Consider the following 23,430-nt stretch of genomic DNA (forward strand, 5'->3'; position numbering starts at 1 on the left):
ATCAATCGCTTTTGGCAGCGATGATCCCTCCTATGGTATCGATATATGTCCCGTCCGCGAGGAAGACGTCGGCGGTCTCCTCTTTAATGCACCTCGAAAGAGGACTCAGCCCGCTCTTCTTCATTTCGCAGACGTCCATTCCTCCCGCAAGCTCGAAGAATGCCGGGGCGAAGAGGACGCGGGTTCCCGGCCGGAGACCCTTCATATCGAGCAATTCATCGTCTATCTCCGCGAGAACAAATGACGGGACGCCTCTCATGAAGCAGCCGACTTCGTCATAGAGATGAACGACAGGGTGGTGGTGTCCTACGACGATCAGGCCGCCGGTAATCTCAGGAGACGGGAACGTGTGCCCGTGCATGTAGCCGGTATTTCTGATCATGCAGCCTGTCTTCGGGAGAAGTTCGTCTTTGCGAAGAAACAGCTCGATCCCCACGTCGTGGTTTCCGGGAAGAACCTTCAGGTCGATCTTCGCCCTGATCGCATCCAGGATCTCGGGCATCTCCCTCTTCTCCTGCCACGATGTGACCGGAACAGAATCCTTCACGTCCCCGAGTAGCAGGAGGAGATCAGCGCCCGAGACATCTATACAGTCAAGCAGCCTCCTGAGCCTTCCCGGGGTGTTGCTCATGATATGAACGCCCTTCCTGGACAACTCGGACTCCGCCCCGAAATGCGTGTCGGCTACGACAAGTATCCTCAGGTCGTCCTCTTCGACGACAAACGCAGGGCCCTCCGGGAGAAATTCGGGTTTCATACTACTGATCCACAAAAAATAAAATAACCAAACGGCTACAGCCGCCTTATGTACCCGCCGGCAGGGAGATAGCACTCGCCATCCTCCACGAGCGATTCTATTGTTCTTTTTATATCCGTTTCGCTTAGTCCGGACGATTTACAGGTATTTACCAGATCTTCGACCAGCATTCCCTTTTTCCCTGAATGGATATCGATAATCTCCAGTATCTTCTCTGAATAATCCTGGCTCCCGGAAGAACCCTCCTCCCCTGAAGATGAAGACTCACAGACTGCATCAAGGACACGCCCGGCAAGGCCGGCGTAACGGCACATCTCCTTTAAGTCCGGTTTCGCATTTTCATTATCGAGAGATGCCTCCATCCTCCTGATAGTATCCCGGAGGACCGCACATGCCCACGAATCCCGGGCACTCCTGTCTACGGGAATTACCGCTTCGGCAATAATATGCATCCCGCCGCCAGCCACCGCCCTTCCTGTAACCGCAACGAACGAGGGAATCTCTGCTCCTGCAAGAGATCTGCCTGTTGATGAATCCTTCTTCCCGCCGTCCACGAGGAAGACGCCTGTCGGATCTGAAATTCGTGCCGTGACCTTACCTGAAACACGGGATGTTTCAACTCCGGAAACAGCTCCTGCAACACTGACCGTATCGAACACCTCCCCGAGAGGCGAGATGCAGTCGCCGGCACCGGCGCCATGCTCTGCCGATTCGTTGAATTCAAAGGCGAACAGCTCTTTTGCAGGATGCAGCATACTTAAAATAAATCTCCGGAGTTACAAATAAAATCTTACCCGTCATGCAATAATAGGATCGATGATGCCATAATAAATCAAAACAAAACCTAAAGACATTGCCTGAATAATACAGCATTAATACACCACTAATACACCACTGATACAGCATTACCTTTTGAGAGGTCATAGCGGATGGACGAGAACAATACGATATGGACGGAAAAATACAGGCCGAAGACTCTTGACGACGTTGTCGGGCAGAAGGAGATCGTCGCACGCCTGAAATCATATGTCAAAACCGGCAGCCTCCCACACCTCCTCTTCACGGGCCCGGCGGGGATCGGCAAGACAACCTCTGCGGTCGCCCTTGCAAGAGAGTTCTTCGGGGAGAACTGGCAGGTCAACTTCAGGGAACTGAACGCATCGGACGAGAGGGGAATCGACGTGGTACGAAACCAGATCAAGCAGTTCGCACGGACGGCGCCGATGGGCGGTGCGGAGTTCAAGATCCTCTTCCTCGACGAGGCCGACGCACTCACGAACGATGCGCAGGCGGCGCTAAGGAGAACGATGGAGAACTATGCATATACGTGCAGGTTCATCCTCTCGTGCAACTACTCCTCGAAGATCATCGACCCCATCCAGAGCAGGTGCGCACTATACCGCTTCAGGCCGCTCGACAGGGAGGCGGTAACAGAGGAACTCAACAGGATCGCAAAGACCGAAGGGCTCAGCATAACCGAAGACGCCATGAGTGCAATTATCTACGTCGCACAGGGCGACATGAGGAAGGCGATAAACGCACTCCAGGGCGGAGCGATCATAAGCCCTGAGATAAAAGAGGAGATGATCTACGAGATCACGTCGACCGCAAGACCGGACGAGATCAGGGAGCTTCTCAGTATAATAATGGACGGCAACTTTAATGCCGCGGAGCACAAACTAAACGGACTCATCACGGGGAGGGGGATCGCCCCGCTCGAACTTCTCAACCAGTTCTACAGGACTCTTATAGACAACCAGGAGATCGACAGAAAGATGAAGGTCGAGATGATCAGCCATCTCGGAGATGCTGACTTCAGGATCAGCGAGGGGGCGAACCCGAACATCCAGATGGAAGCCCTGCTTGCAAAGTGCATTCTCAGTGCAGAGAACAGCGTCAAATAAGGACGGAGAACCAGGAGGTTAACAGGTGGCCGAAGAAGAAGAGGTAAAGATAACCGACAAGGCGGGAGACTGGAACCGCTTTTTAAAGAAGCATTACAAGGCGGAGCTCGGCGAGATCGCAAGGGAGTTCCCGCACAAAAAATCCCTTATAATCGACTACCGCAAGCTGGAGAAGCACGGAAAAAAAGGTCTTGAACTCGCGGATGAACTCCTCAGGAATCCCGGAAAAGTCATCGAGGATGTCAGGGATGCGGTAAAGAACTACAACCTGATCTTTACCCGGGACGAAGAGGAAAAGGCCGACTTCATTAACATCCGTTTCACCGGGCTCCCGAAGAAGGTCGCGGTAAGGGACATCAGGGCGGACGATATCAATACCTATATCTCGGTCGAGGGTATCGTCAGGAAGGTCACCGAGGTCCGGCCCCGCCTGACCTATGCCGTCTTCCGGTGTCTCCAGTGCGGAACGCTCACCCCGCCCATAAAACAGGGATATGGAAAATTCCAGGAGCCCTACAGGCCGTGCACCCAGTGCGAGCGGCAGACCAAGATGGAGATCGTCCCGTCGCTCTCGAAGTTCGTGGACGTCCAGAAGATACGAATCCAGGAATCGCCCGAGGGTCTCAGGGGCGGAGAGCAGCCGCAGACGATCGACGTTGACGTGACCGACGATCTCGTCGCACTTGCCGCACCCGGCGACAGGATAATAATCAACGGAATCCTGCGATCGATCCAGCGGGTGTCCTACGGGAACAAGAGCTCCCTCTTTGACATATACATCGAGGCGAACTCGATCGAGATGGGCGAAAAGGAGTTCGAGGAAGTAAACATCAGCGACGAGGACGAAAAGGCGATCGTAGAACTGAGTAAGGATCACGAGGTCTACAGGAAATTTGCAAGCTCGATCGCACCGTCCATCTACGGAAACGAAGAGGTCAAGGAGGCGATATCGCTGATCCTCTTCGGCGGTATCATGAAGGAGCTGCCCGACGGAAGCCACCTCAGGGGCGACATCCATATGCTCCTCGTAGGTGACCCGGGTATTGCAAAGTCGCAGATGCTGAGATATGTCATAAAACTCTCGCCACGCGGAATCTATACGAGCGGAAAATCTTCGACATCCGCTGGTCTCACTGCAACGGCCGTCAAGGACGAGTTCGGCGACGGAAGGTGGACCCTTGAGGCAGGTGCTCTCGTCCTTGCGGATATGGGTATCGCGGCAGTGGATGAGATGGACAAGATGGCGAGGGAGGACCGGAGTGCACTGCACGAGGCGATGGAACAGCAGTCGATCTCGATCGCGAAGGCCGGAATCACCGCCACCCTGAAGTCGAGATGCGCACTGCTCGGTGCGGCGAACCCGAAGATGGGACGGTTCGACGAGTACGCACCGATGGCGGAACAGATCAACATGCCGCCGTCGCTCCTCTCCCGTTTCGACCTGATATTCGTCATGAAGGACCAGCCCAACGAAGCGCTCGACCGTGCGATCGGTGAGCACATCCTGAAGTCGCACAGGGTAGGGGAACTGATCGAGCATATAAAGAAAGAGCCGATCGAAGGTGTCGATTCTGACTACATCGAGCAGGCGTTGAAACCTGTTACGCCGGAGATCGAACCGGGGCTGTTCAGGAAATACATTGCGTATGCAAAGAGGAACTGCTTCCCGATCCTCACCGACGAGGCAAAGGAGCAGCTCATGCACTACTACCTCAACCTGAGAGGTCTTGCCGACGAGAACAAACCGGTCCCTGTGACTGCAAGGCAGCTGGAAGCACTCGTCAGGCTCGGGGAAGCGAGCGCCAGGCTCAGGCTCAGTACCAGGATCGAAGAAGAGGACGCAGAGAGAGTCGTCAGGATCGTCGACAGGTGCTTAAAGGATGTCGCATACGACCCGAACAGCGGCACGTTCGACATCGACAAACTCGTGACCGGCATTCCCAAGCAGAGGCGCGACATTATCAGGGAGATAAAGGAGACCATCCGCAGCACAGCCGATGAATCGGGCTATGCAAAGATCGATGTCGTCATCGAGACCATGGAGCAGAAGGGCCACCACAAGGACGATGTAAGGAAGAGGATCGACGACATGCTCCGGACCGGAGAGGCGATGGAGCCGAGGCACGGAATTATCAAATTAATATAAATAAGAAAGCAAAAGAAAAAAATCAAGATTCGTGATAATATGGACGATAAGATACAGGCCGCATTCGAAGCGGGAATAAAACTAGGGGCACTCTACCACCAGTGGGTCGGGACACCCATCTCGCCGGAGACCGCACATACCGTAGAGACTGCAATCGAAAAAGCCGTCGGGCTCCAGCCCTTTGTAACGGATATCAAAGTCAGGATCGATACCGGACTAATGGTCCTCAACTCATTCGGCTACAGTGAACTCGCCGGGAAGATGTTCGATGTCTCGATCACCACGAAGGTCGGCGACGCAGTATGCCATGCGAAGCTTGCACTCGAGAACGAATACCCGCTGATGAAGATTATCAGCATAGAATAAAACAATAAACCATGAAACCCCCGCAGATCCCCATAACCGACGACCACATCCATATCGATCCCGTTAACGGCCGCGGGATGGAGGCGGTAAAAGATTTCAAAAGATCCGGCGGGACACATATGTTTCTCGTCACAAAGCCGTCGTGGTCGCACGGGATCGCACCATCACGCGGGGAGGATTTTATCGATGTCTTCGAGGCGACCATCAAAACCGCCATGATGATCAAAGAGGAGGGAGTAACCGCATTCCCGATCCTCGGCGTCCATCCGGCCGAGATGACGAGGATGACAGACAGGCTCCCTCTCGAAGAGATCGAGAAGATCATGTGCGACGCCCTCTCGATTGCGGGGGAATATGTAAAGGAGGGCAAGGCCGTTGCACTCAAAAACGGGAGACCGCACTATCCTGTCGAAGACGAGATCCTGAACTCCTCGAACAGGGTGCTCATGCACGCAATCGAACTTGCCGCGGATTGCGGGTGTGCACTCCAGATCCATGCCGAGAGCGGACCGTGCTCTGATGTCGTAAAGATGGCGGAGGATGCAAAAATGCCGGTCTACAGGGTCGTCAAGCACTTCGCAATCCCCGAGACCCCGCTCACCCCGTCGATGCTCGCAAAGCACGAGGCGATACCGGGGATGGCAAACGCAGGGAGGCTCATGACGATGGAGAGCGACTACATGGACGACAACGAGAGGCCCGGATCTGTAATCGGCCCGAGATCGGTCCCGCGGTATACGAGAAAGATGCTTGACTGCGGTTCGATCGACGAAGAGACCGCATTCAGGATACACAAAGACAATCCCGAGAAGATCTACGGCGTGGAGATCACGCTGTGATTAATACCGCAATTGCTGCTACCAAAGCAGTTTAACCGATCGAAGCGATTAATATACAATGTATCTCCGAATATACAAGATGCCCGGCAAGGGAGAGATCGTTGCCGCGTGCGATCGTGAACTTCTCAACCGGACTCTGACCTTCGGCGATATCGAGTTCTTTGTCGATGAGAAGTTTTACGGCAATACCCCGGCAACTGAAGAAGAACTCATAACTGCGTTAAAGGAAGCTGAAAACGCCAACCTGGTGGGCATAAAAGTAGTATCCGTCGCAATCAGATGCGGGGCGGCGGAGCAGGAGTCCTGCCTCATGATCGGCGATATCCCGCACATCCAGATCTTATAAAATATGGATATTAAGCAGAATATATGCCCAAAATGCGGCAGACCTACGGAAGAGGGCCTCTGCAGCAACTGCAGGGTCGAAGAGACCGAGTGGATGATCTGCCAGCCGCGTGTCCAGTGTACTCAATGCCCCACCTGCGGGTCCCTGAAAACGGGAAGCATCTGGACTGACAGCCACCTCGAGAGGGAGAGCCTGATCGGGGAGCTTGCGATGTCGGGAGTAAAGCTCCACGAGGACGTCGAAGATATCAAAGTCACCCTCTCTCACCACGACCCGACCCCGAACAGGACCAGCGTGAAAGTGACAGTCGAAGCCACGCTATACGGGATTCAGGTTGAGCAGTCGTGCAACATCCTGATTGTATGGATCGGCGAGCAGTGCGACCGGTGCAGCAGGCTGTCCGGGAACTACTATGCCGGGGTCATACAGGTCAGGGCGGACGGCAGGAAGCCGGACGACTGGGAGAAGGCGAAGGCAATCGAGATCGCCTACACTGTTGAAGACTCCTGCCAGAACAGCGGCGACCGCCTCTCGTTCATAACGAAGACTGAAGAGACCAGAGACGGCGTCGATATCGTCATCAGCAGCCATACGATCGGAGAGTCGATAGCCAAGGAGATCAAGAATCGGCTGGGCGGAAAATATTCGCGGCACCCAAAACTCATCGGGGAGAAGAACGGAAAGCAGGTCTACAGGATAACATACCCTGTGAGGCTGCCGAAGTTCAGGCGTGGCGACATCCTTGAGATTGGAAAAGAATATTTCGAGCTCCGGTCAAACGAATCCGGAAACATGAAGCTCTTCGACCTGCAGAACGGCGAGATCAGGTACGTCAACGAGAACGAACCCGCACGGCTCGTGGGAAACGTTCTCGACTCGGAGACCGCCTTCGTTGCATACAGGGAGAACGACACCTTCGGGATGCTCGACCCGAAGACATACGTGAATATTGAATGTATCAGAAGGCCCTGGCTCGAGGTCACCGAAGGCACCGAGGTCCGGTTCATCCGCGACAGGGAAAAAGACGCGATCATACTCCTGGGTTAGAGAGATATGCGGGCCAGAAAGATTCTGCTGGATTCACTTGCGGCCGCGATGGCGGACGAATGGGTTGACAAGAACAGGAAGCCCTTCGTCTCCGGCGATACGGCATATGTCCCGGTAAGAACAGGCTATCCGGCCGACACACAGCTCGACGAAAGACGACCCTACAGGGGAAGGGGATACCAGATGATCGGCGATATCGCGGTCTTCCACGGTGAGAGGCCGGATGATTCCGACCTGAAGGGTCTTATCGAATGGAAGAATCCCCGTGCCGTCCTGTACATAAAGAATTACAGGGAGATCATGCGGCTCCCTGAGGCGGAGACGCTCTACGGCGAGTCGTGCGACGTTCTTCACAGGGAGGAAGGATACAGCTTCAGGCTCGATCCCTCGAAGGTGATGTTTGCGCAGGGCAACCGCGAGGAGAAGAAGAGGATGGCAGAGTATGTCGGCATGGCTCCCACAGGGGAGAGGGTCGCCGACATGTTCGCGGGGATCGGGTATTTCACGATCCCGATGGCAAAGGCCGGGGCATTCGTACACGCGATGGAGATCAATCCGGTTTCATTCGGTTACCTCAAGGAGAATATTGCCGAAAACTGTGTCGGCGAAAACGTCACGGCAGAGAACGGGGACTGCCGGGATCTCCTGAAAGGCGAATATGACAGGGCTGTGATGGGCCATTTCGATGCACCTTCGATGCTCGGCAATATCCTCCCGCATATGAAAAGCGGCGGAACGATCCATCTCCACGCAATCGACGGCGGCACTGGCGACGGCAATGACAAGATTATAGATGCCGCAGGAGAATATGGTTTTTCAGCAACAGTCACGCTCAGGAAAGTGAAAAAATATTCTCCCGGGAGCTGGCATACGGTGCAGGACGTGAGGCTTGAATGAAGGAAAAACTCCGGACACTTGAGAACAAGATGATAGTCCTCGGTGTTACGGGCAGCATCGCAGCGGTCGAGGTCATAAAACTCGCACGCGAACTGAGGAGAAAGGGTGCGTCGGTGAGGGGAGTCATGAGCAAAGCGGCCTGCGGAATAATCCATCCGGATGCACTCACTTATGCCTGCGACTTCCCTGCAATCACCTCGATCTCGGGCATGATCGAGCACGTAAAATACTGCGGGATCGGCGGGGAGGCGGACCTGCTCCTGATCGCTCCTGCGACTGCAAATACGATCTGCAAGATAGCAGCGGGAATCGACGACACGCCGGTTACTACCTTCGCCACGACCGCGATAGGAAGAGGTATGCCGGTCGTCGTAGTCCCTGCGATGCACGAGAGCATGTACAACCACCCGGCGGTCAGGGACGCGATTGCAAAGCTCGAAGGCTGGGATATTACCGTCCTCTCCCCGCTGATGGAGGAGAACAAGGCGAAGATCCCCTCGATGCAGGAGATCGTCCTTACTGTCGAGAGGGAGCTTTCGGGAATGCCGCTTGCGGGAGAGAAGGTGCTGATCACCTCCGGAGCATGCGTCGAAGAGATCGACGATGTCAGGGTGATGACGACGAGGTCGAGCGGAGCGATGGGCCGGGAGATGGCTCTTGCCGCGTTCAGGCTCGGTGCGGATGTCACGGTGGTGCACGGCGGGGAGGAGATCCCGCTCGTCAGGAATATCGGGATCAGGAGCGCCTCCGAGATGAGAGAGGCCGTACTGGATATCCTGGAAAACGAAAATCCCGGCTATTATGTAAGTGCTGCGGCGATCTCCGACTTTGCACCGGAAAAATTCGAAGGGAAGATCCCGAGCGGAACTCCCACGGCGATCAGGCTGAAGACACTTCCCAAACTTGTCGACGAGGTGCTTAAGAACCCCGGGACAAAGGTCATCGCCTTCAAACTCGGCTGGAACGAGATGGAGAAGGCGAAAGAATTGATCGGGTCGGGGGTCTCCCTCGTTGCTGTAAATACCCCTGAATCGATGGGAGGGGAGACCGGCAGTTACACCCTCGTGACTTCCGGTGGCGAAAGCAGTGTTGAGGGGAAAAAAGAGGAGATTGCGGCGGCGATATGGAAAGAGATCGGGAAGCTGTAGCCTTTTGCCCGGGACATATATCGGGATGGTTTAAGCCCGTATTCATAGCTGCCGAAGGCCTGCCGGGGAGTGTCGGCGGCGGGATCGTGATCGACAGGGGAGTGGGATCGACAGCCGTTCCATCGGACGAGATCAAGGTCACCTGCCTGTATACCGGCAGCGACGGATCTGTCCTGAAGACTGTCGAAGGCTCCTCGCCCGTGGAACATGCGCTTAAAACCGCAGGAATAACCGGGGAGATCGTTACGAGAAGCGATCTTCCCCCCGAGTCAGGCTTCGGCCTCAGCGGCGCCGCGATCGTATCCTCGCTTGCGGCGGCGTCACGGGTCACCGGGACCCGCCTGTCGAAAGAGCAGATATTCAGAATCGCATACGAGACTGAAGTATCCCTCAGGACCGGCCTCGGGGACGTCCCCGCGATCGCTGGCGGAGGCTATGTATGCCGGAGAAGCCCCGGCCTGAAAGGAGAGATCATCAGGCGCTACGATATGGAGCAGCCGATATTCGTCCTGAACTTCGGGCCGCTCCCCACAGCAGGCGTTCTCGGGGAGGAGAATGCCGTAAAGAGGATCGAAGATGCCTATTCGGGAAGTTGCCCGGGGAGCCCTGAGGAGTTCTTCCGGACGGCAGGCGAGTTCTCCGAAAGATCCGGATTCGTCACCCCTGAAGTATGTGATGTCCTTTCCGCCTGTGCTTCAGGGAAGATCCCGGCATTCATGACAATGCTCGGAAACGGGGTCGCTGCTTACGGGAGTAGGGCGTTCGCCGTCTTCCGGGATTTCGGAACGCCTGAAGAGATGCACATGTCGAAGACCGGATTCACCGGAGATGGAGGAGATAAAAAATGATACCTGAAGATCACCCGAGATACCGTTCGCTTGTAATGAGAGAGAGGATCGCCGATGCTGCCCTGAAAGGGATCGTGGCAATGGAGGGCGTCGGCTCCCATGGAAGAGGAGAGGCATTCGATTACCTCATCGGGGAGAAGACGACGGAAAGTGCGCTTCTCGCGGAAAAAACCGCGGCAGCCCTATTCCTCAATGCAAAGAAGCCGGTAATATCCGTAAACGGAAATACGGCGGCACTTGCGGCAAAGGAGATCGCCGATCTCCAGAAGGCGACCGGGGCGGCAGTCGAGGTGAACCTCTTCCACCGGACGGAAGAGAGGGTCGAAAAGATAACCTCACTCCTCGAGGATGAAGGAGTTACTGTTCTTAAGGGAGAATTCGAGAGACTGCTCCCGCTCTCCCACGACAGGGCGCTATGCCTTAGGGAGGGGATCTACAGCTGCGATGTAATCCTCGTCCCGCTCGAAGACGGCGACCGCTGCTCCGCCCTTGTGGACATGGGAAAGACCGTTATTACAATAGACTTAAACCCGCTCTCACGAACCGCGAAGACCGCGACACTCACCATAGTTGATGAGATCACGCGTGCCATTCCGAATATCACCGAAGCCTGCGGCCGGCTGGACAGCGATGAGATTAAGAAGCTAATAAGGAGTATTGACAACAAATATTTCCTCAACTCAGCAGTGAATGAGATAATGGGGAACCTCACCAATGCTATGGATTGAAAAATACAGGCCGACGAAATTTTCAGAAATAAAAGGGCAGGACGAGGTTAGAGGCCATCTCGAAGGTTTTGTAGCCAGCTCGAAACTGCCTCATCTTCTGCTCTTCGGCCCGCACGGGACAGGGAAAAGCTGTGCACTGGAGTGCCTTGCGAGGGGGATCTACGGGGAGTATTCTGCAGATAATTTAACGATAATCGAATCGGGAGCACTGTTCCGCCACGGAAAATCATGGCTTGAGAATATGGACAAGTTCTCCCACCTGTATAAAAAAGATGAGAGCGTTCTCTCGAACTTCAAGCGTATAGTCCGCTGGTACGCCTCCATGAAGCCGTTCAACGCGGAGTTCAAGATAATCGCATTTGAAGAGGCCCACCTCCTTCCCTTCGACGCACAGGCGGCCCTGCGAAGAATCATGGAGAAATACAGTGCCACCTGCCGGTTTGTTCTGATGACGCAACAGCAGACCTCGGTCATCCCGGCAATCGCATCGAGATGTCTTCCGCTGTTTTTCAGGCCCCTCGATAACGAAGAAATAATCTCGGTTTTAAAGGAGATACCGTATGATGCGGGCGCCGGGTTCGCTATATCCGAGGAGGATCTCGAGTTCATAGCAGGCTCTGCAAAAGGGGACTGCAGAAAAGCCGTCACGTACCTCCAGCTGTTCGTAATGAAGGGAGGAAGCCTGGATCTTGCGGATATCTCTGGTTCGGAGACCGAAATGATCGCCAGGTCGCTCTTTTCGGCAATGAAAGACCGCAACTTCCAGAAGGCAAAGGAATCAGCGGAGATGCTGATGATAGAGTACGGGCTCTCGGGCAGTGAGGTCATATCCGAGATCTCGAAGGTCGCAAACCTCGAGTATAACGATAAGAGGATCGCAATCGCACTTGCGGATGCGGACAGCAGGCTCTGCCATGCGGGCAATGAATTTGTCCAGGTGAACGCGGCACTTGCAGAGATAATTGCGGAGGTGTCCTTTGAGTAAGGTCTCGGTCCACTACGACAAGGTTGCCGACGATTATGACAACCATTACGATGCCAGCAACGGCCGCGACTACTACAGCCACATATGCGACGGAGTAATATCCGCACTCCCTAAGGATGGAAAGCTCCTTGATATCGGCTGCGGCACCGGCCTGTTCATGCAGCGGTACCTTAAGACCGGGAGGGAAGCGATAGGGATCGACATCAGCCAGGGGATGATCAGGAGGGCAAAGACCAGGAAGGTCTCCGACGTCGCTCTGGGAACCGCGGAGGTGCTTCCTTTCAGGAATGAGTCCTTCGATGCGGTATCGTCGCTTCTTGCATTCTCCTATTTCCAGCACCCGGAGTCGATGCTTGAGGAGTCGTTCAGGGTACTGAAACCGGGCGGTTCGTTGTCTATCTGCACCCTCGGGAGGAATATCTTTACGTCGATGGTCCCGGCGGCATACAGGATAGGGGAAAAGCTGAACGTGAAACGGGTCGGAATGGCGTATTTCAGCGAACATTATTACAAGGAGGAAGAGATCAAAAAACTTCTTGAAGATGTAGGATTTGTCGATACGAATGTCTTCAGGCGCTCTTTCGCCCATGTCGACCTGAGGCCGTCCGTCTATTACCTGTCAAAAAAGATGGAGCCGTTTATCGAGAGCAGGATGCCCTATCTTGCATTCAACCTGTGTGCTTCCGGGAGAAAACCGGAAAAGAAAGAATAATTTTATGGCTCTTCGCTAATCTGCATGGTTATAAAGATTATATTCCACCACTTTTGACAACCCCTCGCCGCGAACTGCACAGCAGATTCGCGGATCGGCCCCGACCTCTGTGCCTCTCCATTGTGATAGGCCACTCAGGGGATATACGAGTATCCCCTGAGCGGCGAGACGCGTGACTTCATAGCGTTTTACAGAACGGAATATACAAAAAAAGTTCATGTAAAAACCAAATTCAACAGCTTAGGGGACCCTTGCCGGTCCCCTGAGCGTGCCGTATGAGGGTTATCTTAGGGCAAGGCCCCTGGGCAGGGGTCGTCCGGCGGCCGGGCCGCCGGTGCCGGAGAAAGACATGAAACAACGAAGAGCCAATTTTATCACTGATTTTTATCTTTTTTCAGAAGTTCGATTACACGCATCTTCTTCTCTATCGCCCTGTCGGCGGCTCCGGCCACCTTCTTCTTCATCTCTTCGAAGTCGCCTGGCGTTTTGTCGACGACCTTCTTGACGGGAGTATAGGCAGATTCCCTGAAACGCGGCAGGAAATCAATCATCTCTCCGGAAGACAAGAGCTTGGAATCAGCCGGGCCGGACTCGACGTACCCGATCTTCTTCATTCTCACTCCTGCCTCACCGACTATTCTTACGATCTCTTCGGCTGCGGACGGCGGTGCGACGACGAGGAGTGCATCCAGGGATACGCCGAGATAATCGATCTCAAGATCGTCGAGCATCTTAAGGACGTCGGGATCGATCAGCGACCTGAGATTCTCCTCTTCGATTACGATCCTGACATCGGCGGTCTCGGCCATCTCGTAGACATCTCCCCGAAGGCCTCCGTTTGTGACATCGGTCATTGAGTGGATCTCGTTGAGCACATCGCTCTTTAAGAGGGCCTCGCATGCCTTGAGGAACGAGAGGTTGATCGTTTTATCTACCACTTCAGGATACCCGGAATATATGCCTGCGGTCGCGATGGTTCCTCCGCCCGCACCTTCGCTCATCAGGATTATATCGCCGGGAACTGTCGATTTTCGTGCGGTCAGGTGTTCGGCTACGCCCACTGCACCGACACAGCCGGTGAGGCGCTCCCCTATGACCATATCCCCGCCGATACGGAGTGTCGATCCGCTTACGAGAGGGATATCCATCATCTCGCTTACGACTGATATGCCTGCCGTATACTCGAAGATCTTTGCAACGTCCCCGTCGTCTGCAACATGGATATCAGAGATTAGTGCGACCGGTTTCGCCCCCATGACATAGACATCCCGGAGCGTCGCACGGGTCACGTGGAATCCCGCGAGGAAAGGATAGTCGGAGAGGCGGGAATGCATCCCGTCGACGGTAGCGATTATATATTGCCCGCCTGCACTGACAACCCCTGCATCGTCCATCTCGTCGACACCAACTGCCGCCTGGCCGGAGCCGATAATCCGGGGGAACTGCCTGTGAGCGAAGAAGTCCCCCGCACCCCTCGAGCCGACGCCGAATTCGCCCATTGAAACCCCGGACGGCTCGAAACCTGCCAGGTCGCCTTTCATCTTCAGGGAATTTTCCACCTCAAGAACGACTGCTGCGGCAAAATCATGCGCAAACCCGGGATCGCATTTTTTTATCTCGACGATCCGGTCCGCAAGCTTATCTGTGACCGAATCTCTCGCCGCACCCGATGCAATTCCGTCGCGTGCGAACTGCTCAACATCCATGATGACATATCTGCTCCGATAACAGAAAAAAGTGCATGAAGTTCTTCAGGAAAACGTCATTTGAATATGATTTCCGGTTTATATGCAAGGAGGGGGAAGTTTCCCCCTCCCTGCAACCCTCCCCCTCATGGCGATAGGTCGCCGTCGGGATGGACGAGCATCCCTCCGGCTCCAGACTTTCTTTTCCAGTGACAATTTAAAAGATCAAAACGTAAATGCTGAATCTTTTTCTCACCCGGCCGAGGCTACCCGGATGGGTAGCTTCCAGGCCGGGTTATCGCAATTGCGCAAGTTTGCGCAGCAAACTTAGCGCCCGGGCTGCCCCGAAGGGGCTTATGCCCCATTTCAACACTCAGACTAACTCACAAATGATTAGATGAATAATTATCAAAACAACAGAAAAAACTTCAACACCAGAAAACCCGATTATAATATCACATGAATAAAGTGCACGCAGGATCTCCCTGCGCCTGCTCAATCGGCGGGTCGGATTCCGGGGGCGGAGCGGGGATTCAGGCCGACATCAAGACATTCAGCTCTCTCGGCGTCTGGGGCCTGACGGTTATAACCGCAGTTACGGCACAGAACCCGAAGAAAGTTTTAGCATACTGGCCTCTTCCGCATGATGCCGTACGAATGCAGATCGAAGCGGTCGTTGAAGAGTACGATGTAAAATATTTTAAGACCGGGATGCTTGCAAACGGCGGTATAATAAAAACCGTCTCCGAATCGCTTCCAAACGATGCCAGACTCGTTCTCGACCCGGTAATGATATCCACAAGCGGGGCAACGCTTTTGGATAAAAATGATGTATCCGCACTTCTGGAAAATCTCATACCGCTGGCATACCTCCTGACCCCTAATCTTAATGAGGCAGCTTATATTACAGGTATGGACTCCGTAAAAACAAGAGAAGAGATCGAAAAGGCCGGACAACTAATGCTGGATCTCGGGGCAAAGGCAGTCCTTGTCAAAGGCGGCCACGGGGAAGGTAATTATGCGACAGACATCCTCGTCACGGATTCGGGACTGACCGAATTCAGGGGGAGAAGATATCCTTTCGAAGTTCACGGAACCGGGTGCTGCATGTCAGCCGCAATAACATCTTTCCTTGCATCAGGCTTAAAACTTCAAGAAGCCTGTGCAAATGCCAAAAAATTTATAGAAACTGCGATAAATCAGGGCTTTTCAGGAAAGAGTAATATTATGAGTGTGAATCCTTCATTCGAAACAGGAAATTATAATAATAAATATTAAATCAATATAAGAGTAAATTAAAGCAACGGGTAAAATGTTGGATAAAGTCGACAATGCCATATTAAATGAACTTGCCAAAGACGGCAGAACTTCAATGGCGGATTTGGGAAAAAAACTTAATATCGCCCCATCTACGGTTTTTAAAAGGATTGAGAAGTTAAAATCAAGCGGGATTATCCAGCGTTTCACAATTGTTGTTAATCCGGAATATTTCAAGCATTCGATTATTGTATTCCTGTCGATCTCAGTAGATCCACTTGAAAAACCGAACATCGAGCAGTATCTCCTGAGAATGGATCATATACTTGAAGTATACGAAACGCTGGAACCCAATGATTTTCTTGCAAAAGTCAGGGTGTCGGAGATTGCCGAACTCAAGAAAGATATTCTTATTCCGCTCAGTGAACTCCAGGGAGTTCGTGAGATTAAACCGATACTGACCGTGAAGAAGGTAAAAGAGCAATTCTGGAATATTGAGGAGTACGATCTACATGGATATTAGTGTTCTAAACAGCTGCCTTGCAATAATCACTCTTGTGCTGGGTGCTGCCCTTATCATATATATGTACCAGGCTTACAAACTTGTAAAACAGCAGAGCATCCTTCTGTTGATGTATGGTGTATTTACAATTATAATCGGAATAGTCCTCCCGGATATTGTAGGGCTTTTCTTCCAGGAAACCTTTGCCTGGTTCTGGGCTGAGATCTTTTCAAGATGCCTCGCAATCATCGGCATATGTGTGATAATCTATTCCATCCTCAGAGGCTGAACGATGCAAAACAAAACCAGTTCATTTGCAAGAGACTGGCAGTTTTTAAAGATATCCAGGAGTTGGAAGCCTCACGATTTCTCCAAAGACATTCTTGAGAAATTAATACTGGAAAACGACAGGTACATAAATGAAAAAATCTGTAACATCGTCCAGGAGCTCGGAATAAAGGAAGGAAAAGAGATTAAGGAACGGCTTGGCAATCAAATCGAGATCAATACTGTTATAGAGGGTATCCTGCTCATATCCGGACAGGACTACAACATCAAAAAGAACAACGATAAAACAGAGATCATTGTCTCGAAATCATTAAAATCCAAAGAGAATCCAATTGATAATTCAGATCTAATCTCAATCCCGTACCTGAAAGGGGTAATAAAATCCATAATGCCGGAATCACATTTTCTGGACTCCAGCGAAAGCCTGACAATTTATTTTTGAGAACAACCTTTATTCAGATTTTTGGAGGAAATGTTTTTTCCATTTCATCTTAGTTATGAGAACAATATTTCCTACAAATGGTAAAGAAGACCAAACTATTCTTTAATTGTGAATTGCTCAAAAGGTATATAAATCCAATAGTAAAAATAAGTATTAATAATCCGTAAATCGGGAATAATGGTTTCGGGTTTTTTATGAGGTGAGATTAATGAAATTCATGACAAATGAAGAGGGTGTATCACCGGTCATCGGTGTCATCCTTATGGTGGCAATAACGGTAATTCTGGCAGCAGTTATTTCCGTATTCGTCTTCGGACTTGCCGGGGATCTTGAGAGCAGTTCGCAGAAGGATGTTACGATCAAGACCGGAACAAATGATGACGGAGAGATCACATTCACGATATTTGCAGGAAAAAATGTTGAACAGATAACTGATATTGCGTGGGCAAACAGTACACAAAATGAAACCTTAACTGGGAACTTTACAATCGGTTATATCAACACAACCGGCTGGAGCAAGGATGCTTCCGGAACAGTAACGTTTACAGCAGAATTTACAGACGGTAGCAAACAGATTGTTGCCAGCGTCCCATAAATCTAATATCTTTAATTTTTTTATTCCAATTTATCTAATTATAATCTGTTTCCAAACGATCCTTTCAGTACTGTCAATAACCTGAACAGGGAAAATCAGATCTTAAAAAGCAGTTAAATCCTGTATAATCTTTCAGGAATTATTCCATAATATATCCAAGCAGAAGCTCAAGAGCCTCTCTCTCGCGACTTCCCCCGCATTTCCGGACAAGGGAGGCATGGTGATCAATAAGCTGCTTCAGCCACGGATCCCGGTTCATGACATATCTCGTCCCGTGCACGGTCGCCTCGATTACGCTGTTGAAACCCCTGTTTACAGGGTAAATACTGTTGTCAATTATCTCTTCGGCCACAGGGACCAGCCTGACAATCGCTGCTTCGCCCGATTCCCTCTCTATTTCGGTTTTGAAAGCAATCCATGCCGATGCATCTTTCAGGCGCTGGACTTCCAGATCACCGTAAGTCTCATTGCAGAAAAAATCCTCAGGAAGATCGTCGAAGGCCGTTTTTACATAGATTACAGGATCATGGACGATATTGGCGACGACCCAGCCGTCCCTGCGAATGTTTTCAAGCGTATGCGTACCGTGAAAGAGAACCATCCTTAGAGAACCGTCTTTTACGATAATCCCGATAGGTGCCGCATTGTTTCTTGTCGTCGCAATGATCTCATTGATCCCTTCGCCTAAGAGTCCCATTCCCATCCCTCGCTTATGGCAACATATATTCCTGCAATGATTATATCTGCTATCGATCCGGGATTGACACCCTTCTCAAGGCACATCATATCGAAATCATCGATCGAAAGCTCTCCTTTCTTCACCAGGCATGCCTGCTCTCTCGCCCATTCTGCCGTTTCCTCTCCGAATTTCTTCACGATGAAGGTATCCTTTTCCCCGGAGAGAAGGGAGATGAACGCATCGGAGACTGCTTCCCTTCCCTTCCCCGACTGCTTCAGGAATTCGGCGGTTTTCTTTGTCAGCTGGAAACCGTTTGTCCACTCCGCCGCAACCATATCTTTGGGCGAGGAATATTCCATTACATCATAAAGTGTCATCCCGTTCTTCGTCAGGTAATCGATTGCGGCTGGATCGTTTACGTCGATCTCATCGGTCTTGTTCATCCTCACCGATGTAAGCCCGAAAGCCCGGTAAAACAGAACCGCGTCATCAACGGTAGTTGAACGGATCAGTTCCAAAGCTTTTTCGATCGTCCCGCCGGCGATAAGAGGAATTAAAAGAATGAAGGCACCGAAATGCGTGTTGCCGCCGGAATGGACGTTTGTAAGGGCGACCGCATCATATATGATACCGCCGAGCCCTTTTTCAGAAGAATGAAAATCTTCGGCCTCATCAAATGCAGGCCTTGCGAGAATCGCAGACGCAAGAAAATGCTCGAGGCATGTATCATCATAGTCATGATACCGGTCCACGTTACCGGGTTTTACCCCGGTGCAGACCTCGAGCATCATTGCAATCTGGGCGAATTCAGCCCGCGATCTCTTCTTCTCTGTTATCTTCATCAAACAACCTTTTCATGATCTTCTCGGAGAGACGGCGCTTGTATCTCATGTAGTCAGCAAGCGAGATGCCCTCCTTCTTGATGCTGATATCCCTGAACATGCAGGGAGTCGAGCCCTTGCAGCACCAGGCAAGACTGCCAAAGCATGTACTCGATCCCGAAGCAAGGGGAGTGTTCTGAACCGATTCGATCTTCAGATCGTGGTACTCCTTCGGTGTCATCCCGGCTCTCTTTAGTGCAGGCATCAGCGGGCACTGCTTGACCGGCATGCAGCAGAAGGTCAGGCTCCTTAAGTCTCCTCCCCTGCAAAGCTGCTTGGGGGAATTGTACCATCCTGTCTCGTCTGCATAGGCGGATATTGCCATATCCAGATAATTCAGCGTATTGACATCCGAATTTCGTGCAAGAGATACCATATCCGCCCCGTGCGCGAACAGGTCCTTCATCCTGTCGAACGTATTGACAGAGTTATTGGCGATCAAAAGAAGCGGGCAGCTGTTCCTTATCTGCTTTATCTTTGAGGAACCGAAGTCCATCAGGTCGACATGGAGAATGTCGGCACCTGCCTTCCATAACAGGCGTGCAAGTTCCGAATCGTCTTCGACGACCCCTGCCCTGATCTTGACCGATACCGTGACCCCGGTACTTTTCAGGGCGGATACGACCATTGCAAGTTTTTCAGTATTCTGAAGATAATACTCGCCGCATCCTGCACTGATCATCGCCGGCTGGCGGCAATGTGCGTCGATCTCGTATATCACGCCGTCGCCGAGTTCGTGTGCAATCGATACGAATGATTCAGGACTGCTGCCCCTGAGGTTGATGGCGGGTATGACATCGGTACCTGCCAGTTTTTCAATCTCTGCTTTGAGAGTTGCAGCAGGATCGGTTGAAATGAACTCTTTGCGCCCCTCTTCTTCCATAAGGGCGCTTGCATTAATTGTTGCTTCATCGATCGAGTAACCGCCGATAAAAGCCATTCCGATATTTTCTTTCCTCGCAAGGACATAATCCGCATCCACGATCCCTGCCATTGAGGCTATTGCTATTGGTGTCTTTACAGTACGGCCGTTTACAATTAGCTCGTACCTGTCATATGGATCCATCATTCTTCCCTATAGGTTTGTTTTTAATATCTAATGATTTTGGATGGGGCCGGAAAGAGTATACCCCCCGCCTGATCTCTCCAGTCTGATTCCCGCTGAAAAATCTTCCTTTGAAATGCCGGCATTTTTTTTCCTGAATTCGATTACAAGATCCCATGGAAGAAGATAGGCCTCCTTCGGTTTTCCCGCCCCCGCGCGAAACTCGACTGCAAGAAAGCCCTGTCTTCCGGTCTTATGAATAAACTCCGATATCGCGTCCACCTGGTGCACACCGTCCTTGTCCTCGTGGAAATGCTGTGTGAAATAGAGTTTCTTTCCCTTCAGCGACTTGCACTCGATCGCAAGATAATACCTCGGGTCGAGCGAATCCGAGAGAACGTCGACATACTGTGTAATGAACCGGGACTGCTTCAGCCTGTATGCATATCCCTTTGCCCCGGTTCTCTCGAAATATTCGTTGAAACATTTGACGATATCTCTTTCAAAATCACTCATTTGTATATAATAATCTTTTGAATAAGTGAAAAATCAATTGGTAATTATTTTTTAATAAGATTGTAATACATTGTACTATATGCCAAAGATCGGATTCTTACTGGTAGGGCATGGCAGCAAAAAGCCATACAACAAACAACTCATCGACAACACGGCAAAGATCATTGCCGGCAAGGAAGCAGGATACATTGTTAAAACAGGATTCATGGAGTTCAGCGAACCGACGATCCCCGAGGCACTCGAATCTTTCAGGGGCGAGGACATCGAGATGCTCCAGGTTGTTCCTCTGTTCCTTGCAAGGGGAATGCATATAGACAAAGATATTCCTGAAATCCTCGGTATTGAAGAGGGCGGCCACAATGGAACCTTCAAGCTTAACGACAAGGAGATTCCGCTCGTCTTCGCCGACCCCATAGGAGAGAACGAACTGCTCGCCGATCTTATGATCGTAAACGGAAAGAAAGCAGTTGAAGACTATCTCTGATAATTTAAGAAAAAAATGCCTCAAATAAAGGCAAAATCAATTTTATGAAGATCCTTGTTCTCGACACGATCCATGGCGGGAAAACACTGGCGGAATACCTGAAAAGGGCCGGTCATGTCGTTGATACCGTGGATGTCTACCGGGGCAGGGACGGATCTGTCAGCGAAGATGAAGCGGCAGGGAAAGTCTATGACCTCATCGCCGCACCGGTTCATCTCGATCCGGATTACAGGCTCCTGAATACAGGCACTGATGTAATATCTCACCACGAAGCCGTGGCCGTGGCCGCTTCGGTCCCGGAAGATACCCTGCTGATCGAGATCACTGGTGCAAGGGGGAAGACTACTACGGCGCATGCGTTACTGCATCTCATGGAAAAAGACGGGTGCGGAATTCTTCATACATCAAAAGGAACCGTAAGATACCCGGAGAAAGATCTGATCTTCAAAAGGAGCATCACGCCTGCAACTCTCGTTGAGGTTCTCTCTGCCGCTGCAGGAGAAAAAGAGTGCCGGTGGATCATCGCCGAGGAATCCGTCGGGGTGACCGGCCTTGGGGATCTTGGGGTACTGACTTCCGGGACAGACTACCCGATTGCAAACGGGAAAAAGTCCGCACTTGATGAAAAGATCAGGCTTCTTAAAGGCTGCAAAAAAATCCTCCTTGCCCCAGGTGTCGAAGCAGATATTCCGGGCGCATATTACTCGGACGATATCGTTGTCGTCGAAGACGATGTATGCAGGTTCGGTTATGCCGGAATTAAAGGAGAGTTTTCAAACAAACTTCTCACGGTCGAAGGCTATAAGGAGGCGCTGATGACGGCTGCGGCGGCAGGCTGCATCCTCGGCAAAGATCCTTCAGGCCTGGGTTCCTTTTCGGCACTTGAAGGAAGACTCTCCTACAGCACCCGTGACGGCAAAGGGATAATCGACAATTCAAACAGCGGTGCAAACAGGAAGACTGCATTAACGGCATCAGCATATGCACACAGGTTTTCCCCCGGCCAGGAACAGGTGCTTGTTATAGGTATAGAAGCCGAAAATATATGTGAAGGTTTCCCGGACGATGAGATCGCAGGCGCAATATCCGATATAATGCCTTATGCGGCTGTCGTGGTATCAAAAGATCCGGAAAATGTCAGGAAGATTATTCCGCCGGGAATAGAATTCGAAACTGCCTCTTCACTGGAAGAAGGCGCAGAAAAAGCTATGAAATACGGAACAAACAGGATAATTATCCTGTCTGTCAAGACCTGGAGATGAAAAGATGAACTATATACAGCCAAGACCAAGCTCGATCGTGGCCGCACTCTATACAGTCAGGGATCTCGGAGTGGATCTTGCGATCCTCCACGGACCTTCGGGCTGCTCGTTCAAACATGCCCGGCTCCTGGAAGAGGACGGACTCAGGGTGCTGACAACCTCGCTTGCGGACAACGAATTCATCTTCGGGGGGCAGCAGGTTCTTGAAGATGTCCTGAGATATGCGGAAAAGGAGTTCAAACCTGAAAGGATCGCGGTTGTCGGGACATGTGTCTCGATGATCATCGGCGAGGACATGGAGGCTGCAATAATCGATTCCGGCATCGAGACTCCTGCAATAGCAGTTGACATTCATGCAGGGTTCAGGGAGAATATCGACGGTGTAATTGCCGCCCTCGAACCTGCAGCCGAGGCGGGATGGATCGATGAGGACGAACTCGAGAGGCAGAAGGGGCTCCTTAAAGCCGCAAACGAGGTGGAGAGAAAGAGAGGGGCCGCATACAAGCCTTATGTCCAGCCGTCGAGGGGAGATCTCAAGCATGTCGTCGCAGGAAGTCTCGTGGAGTCTGCATGTTCAGGCAGAAAAGGGATTGCAATACTCAATGCAAAAAAAGAGACCGCATATATGTTCGCCGACGTTCTCATCGCCCTGCATGAGAGATGCCCGGACGCCGATATCACATATGTGGTGAACCTGGAAAACAGGGGACTTCCGAAGATACGGCGGGATGCGGAGACGATCCTATCCGGAATCAGATCTGCGGGAATCGATCCGGTTCTCTGCGGGGCACTCGACGAGTACGGTGCGAACGGCGACAGGATCGGCGAAATCATTAATGAGATCAAACCTGATTTCGCACTTATTGCAGGTGTCCCTCATGCAATCCCGCCAGAGTACCTTGAAGGAATCGAGGTTTTCTCGGTTACGAACGGGCCGAGGCAGGTCGAACCGTTAAAGGAATTCGGTCATGATCATGTTGTTGTCGAGATCGATCTTCACCCGAAGACACTTGGAGTCAGGGAGATCGTCCCGAGCGAATTCGGCGACACAATCAGGAGCATCTGAGAACA

Annotated in this window: 27 protein-coding genes; 20 read left to right on the forward strand and 7 right to left on the reverse strand. The window is 51.7% G+C overall.

The genetic code is table 11. From position 1 onward, the window contains the following. Position 1: 1 nt before the first annotated feature. Positions 2 to 757, reverse strand: coding sequence for a metallophosphoesterase (locus MPET_RS05000; RefSeq protein ID WP_013328921.1), 756 nt, complete (start codon positions 755 to 757; stop codon positions 2 to 4). Between the two features lie 35 nt (positions 758 to 792). Further along, a complete protein-coding gene (locus MPET_RS05005; protein WP_013328922.1) occupies positions 793 to 1,512 on the reverse strand; it encodes a hypothetical protein in 720 nt (239 codons plus the stop codon). Between the two features lie 174 nt (positions 1,513 to 1,686). On the opposite strand from MPET_RS05005, the gene MPET_RS05010 reads away from it, so the two are divergent. From MPET_RS05010 to MPET_RS05065, 12 genes are read left to right on the forward strand one after another with little or no spacing between them, the layout of a single operon-like run. Continuing rightward, positions 1,687 to 2,661, forward strand: a complete 975-nt coding sequence (locus MPET_RS05010) for a replication factor C small subunit (RefSeq protein ID WP_013328923.1) — start codon at positions 1,687 to 1,689, stop codon at positions 2,659 to 2,661. Positions 2,662 to 2,686: 25 nt separating this feature from the next. Continuing rightward, a complete protein-coding gene (locus tag MPET_RS05015) occupies positions 2,687 to 4,807 on the forward strand; it encodes a minichromosome maintenance protein MCM (RefSeq protein ID WP_013328924.1) in 2,121 nt (706 codons plus the stop codon). A 39-nt stretch (positions 4,808 to 4,846) separates the two neighbouring features. Then, positions 4,847 to 5,173 (forward strand): dihydroneopterin aldolase family protein, encoded by a 327-nt coding sequence (locus MPET_RS05020; RefSeq protein ID WP_013328925.1) that lies wholly within the window; start codon positions 4,847 to 4,849, stop codon positions 5,171 to 5,173. Positions 5,174 to 5,184: 11 nt separating this feature from the next. Next, a complete protein-coding gene (locus MPET_RS05025; protein ID WP_013328926.1) occupies positions 5,185 to 6,012 on the forward strand; it encodes a TatD family hydrolase in 828 nt (275 codons plus the stop codon). A 58-nt stretch (positions 6,013 to 6,070) separates the two neighbouring features. Beyond that, positions 6,071 to 6,358 (forward strand): DUF424 domain-containing protein, encoded by a 288-nt coding sequence (locus tag MPET_RS05030; protein ID WP_048130664.1) that lies wholly within the window; start codon positions 6,071 to 6,073, stop codon positions 6,356 to 6,358. 3 nt (positions 6,359 to 6,361) lie between these two features. Beyond that, entirely contained in the window at positions 6,362 to 7,405 is a 1,044-nt protein-coding gene (locus MPET_RS05035) for a 60S ribosomal export protein NMD3 (protein WP_013328928.1), read from the forward strand. Positions 7,406 to 7,411: 6 nt separating this feature from the next. Further along, complete coding sequence (locus MPET_RS05040; protein WP_013328929.1) at positions 7,412 to 8,302, forward strand: class I SAM-dependent methyltransferase; 891 nt, start codon at positions 7,412 to 7,414, stop codon at positions 8,300 to 8,302. Further along, positions 8,299 to 9,450 carry a bifunctional phosphopantothenoylcysteine decarboxylase/phosphopantothenate--cysteine ligase CoaBC gene (gene coaBC, locus MPET_RS05045; protein WP_013328930.1) on the forward strand — a complete coding sequence of 384 codons (1,152 nt, stop codon included), beginning with the start codon at positions 8,299 to 8,301 and terminating at the stop codon, positions 9,448 to 9,450. The genes MPET_RS05040 and coaBC overlap by 4 nt, the downstream gene beginning before the upstream one ends. Continuing rightward, positions 9,426 to 10,298 (forward strand): GHMP family kinase ATP-binding protein, encoded by an 873-nt coding sequence (locus MPET_RS05050; protein ID WP_013328931.1) that lies wholly within the window; start codon positions 9,426 to 9,428, stop codon positions 10,296 to 10,298. The genes coaBC and MPET_RS05050 overlap by 25 nt, the downstream gene beginning before the upstream one ends. Continuing rightward, complete coding sequence (locus MPET_RS05055; protein WP_013328932.1) at positions 10,295 to 11,026, forward strand: 4-phosphopantoate--beta-alanine ligase; 732 nt, start codon at positions 10,295 to 10,297, stop codon at positions 11,024 to 11,026. Before MPET_RS05050 ends, MPET_RS05055 begins: the two co-directional genes overlap by 4 nt. Then, positions 11,013 to 12,011, forward strand: a complete 999-nt coding sequence (locus tag MPET_RS05060) for an AAA family ATPase (protein ID WP_013328933.1) — start codon at positions 11,013 to 11,015, stop codon at positions 12,009 to 12,011. The genes MPET_RS05055 and MPET_RS05060 overlap by 14 nt, the downstream gene beginning before the upstream one ends. Further along, positions 12,004 to 12,723 carry a class I SAM-dependent methyltransferase gene (locus MPET_RS05065; protein WP_013328934.1) on the forward strand — a complete coding sequence of 240 codons (720 nt, stop codon included), beginning with the start codon at positions 12,004 to 12,006 and terminating at the stop codon, positions 12,721 to 12,723. Before MPET_RS05060 ends, MPET_RS05065 begins: the two co-directional genes overlap by 8 nt. Before the next feature lie 374 nt (positions 12,724 to 13,097). Here the strand turns inward: MPET_RS05065 and MPET_RS05070 are convergent, their stop codons facing one another. Beyond that, positions 13,098 to 14,429 (reverse strand): AIR synthase-related protein, encoded by a 1,332-nt coding sequence (locus tag MPET_RS05070; protein ID WP_013328935.1) that lies wholly within the window; start codon positions 14,427 to 14,429, stop codon positions 13,098 to 13,100. A gap of 438 nt (positions 14,430 to 14,867) precedes the next feature. Here MPET_RS05070 and thiD point away from each other — a divergent pair, with 438 nt between their 5' ends. From thiD to MPET_RS14410, 5 genes are all read left to right on the forward strand, one after another. Continuing rightward, positions 14,868 to 15,686 (forward strand): bifunctional hydroxymethylpyrimidine kinase/phosphomethylpyrimidine kinase, encoded by an 819-nt coding sequence (gene thiD, locus MPET_RS05080; RefSeq protein ID WP_013328936.1) that lies wholly within the window; start codon positions 14,868 to 14,870, stop codon positions 15,684 to 15,686. 34 nt (positions 15,687 to 15,720) lie between these two features. Next, complete coding sequence (locus MPET_RS05085; protein WP_013328937.1) at positions 15,721 to 16,188, forward strand: Lrp/AsnC family transcriptional regulator; 468 nt, start codon at positions 15,721 to 15,723, stop codon at positions 16,186 to 16,188. Further along, positions 16,178 to 16,456, forward strand: a complete 279-nt coding sequence (locus tag MPET_RS05090) for a DUF7521 family protein (protein WP_013328938.1) — start codon at positions 16,178 to 16,180, stop codon at positions 16,454 to 16,456. Before MPET_RS05085 ends, MPET_RS05090 begins: the two co-directional genes overlap by 11 nt. A gap of 3 nt (positions 16,457 to 16,459) precedes the next feature. Next, complete coding sequence (locus MPET_RS05095) at positions 16,460 to 16,897, forward strand: hypothetical protein (RefSeq protein ID WP_013328939.1); 438 nt, start codon at positions 16,460 to 16,462, stop codon at positions 16,895 to 16,897. 208 nt (positions 16,898 to 17,105) lie between these two features. Beyond that, positions 17,106 to 17,492 carry a type IV pilin gene (locus tag MPET_RS14410; protein ID WP_013328940.1) on the forward strand — a complete coding sequence of 129 codons (387 nt, stop codon included), beginning with the start codon at positions 17,106 to 17,108 and terminating at the stop codon, positions 17,490 to 17,492. Between the two features lie 139 nt (positions 17,493 to 17,631). On the opposite strand, the gene MPET_RS05105 is transcribed toward MPET_RS14410, so the two are convergent. The 4 genes from MPET_RS05105 to MPET_RS05120 are packed head-to-tail and all read right to left on the reverse strand — an operon-like array spanning position 17,632 to position 20,613. Continuing rightward, positions 17,632 to 18,189 carry a DUF447 domain-containing protein gene (locus tag MPET_RS05105; RefSeq protein WP_013328941.1) on the reverse strand — a complete coding sequence of 186 codons (558 nt, stop codon included), beginning with the start codon at positions 18,187 to 18,189 and terminating at the stop codon, positions 17,632 to 17,634. Further along, positions 18,177 to 19,013 (reverse strand): triphosphoribosyl-dephospho-CoA synthase, encoded by an 837-nt coding sequence (locus MPET_RS05110; protein ID WP_013328942.1) that lies wholly within the window; start codon positions 19,011 to 19,013, stop codon positions 18,177 to 18,179. Before MPET_RS05110 ends, MPET_RS05105 begins: the two co-directional genes overlap by 13 nt. Beyond that, entirely contained in the window at positions 18,979 to 20,121 is a 1,143-nt protein-coding gene (locus MPET_RS05115; protein ID WP_013328943.1) for a methanogenesis marker 9 domain-containing protein, read from the reverse strand. The genes MPET_RS05110 and MPET_RS05115 overlap by 35 nt, the downstream gene beginning before the upstream one ends. 27 nt (positions 20,122 to 20,148) lie before the next feature. Further along, positions 20,149 to 20,613 (reverse strand): hypothetical protein, encoded by a 465-nt coding sequence (locus MPET_RS05120; protein WP_013328944.1) that lies wholly within the window; start codon positions 20,611 to 20,613, stop codon positions 20,149 to 20,151. Positions 20,614 to 20,692: 79 nt separating this feature from the next. Between MPET_RS05120 and cfbA the strand changes: the two genes are divergently transcribed. The 3 genes from cfbA to cfbD are packed head-to-tail and all read left to right on the forward strand — an operon-like array spanning position 20,693 to position 23,425. After that, the gene (gene cfbA / locus MPET_RS05125) at positions 20,693 to 21,097 is read left to right on the forward strand and encodes a sirohydrochlorin nickelochelatase (RefSeq protein ID WP_013328945.1); all 405 of its coding nucleotides are present in this window, start codon (positions 20,693 to 20,695) and stop codon (positions 21,095 to 21,097) included. 44 nt (positions 21,098 to 21,141) lie between these two features. Beyond that, the gene (gene cfbE, locus MPET_RS05130; protein ID WP_013328946.1) at positions 21,142 to 22,359 is read left to right on the forward strand and encodes a coenzyme F430 synthase; all 1,218 of its coding nucleotides are present in this window, start codon (positions 21,142 to 21,144) and stop codon (positions 22,357 to 22,359) included. A gap of 4 nt (positions 22,360 to 22,363) precedes the next feature. Beyond that, entirely contained in the window at positions 22,364 to 23,425 is a 1,062-nt protein-coding gene (gene cfbD, locus MPET_RS05135; protein WP_013328947.1) for a Ni-sirohydrochlorin a,c-diamide reductive cyclase catalytic subunit, read from the forward strand. Positions 23,426 to 23,430: the final 5 nt, after the last annotated feature.

This window comes from Methanolacinia petrolearia DSM 11571 (genome assembly GCF_000147875.1).
Lineage (GTDB): Archaea > Halobacteriota > Methanomicrobia > Methanomicrobiales > Methanomicrobiaceae > Methanolacinia > Methanolacinia petrolearia.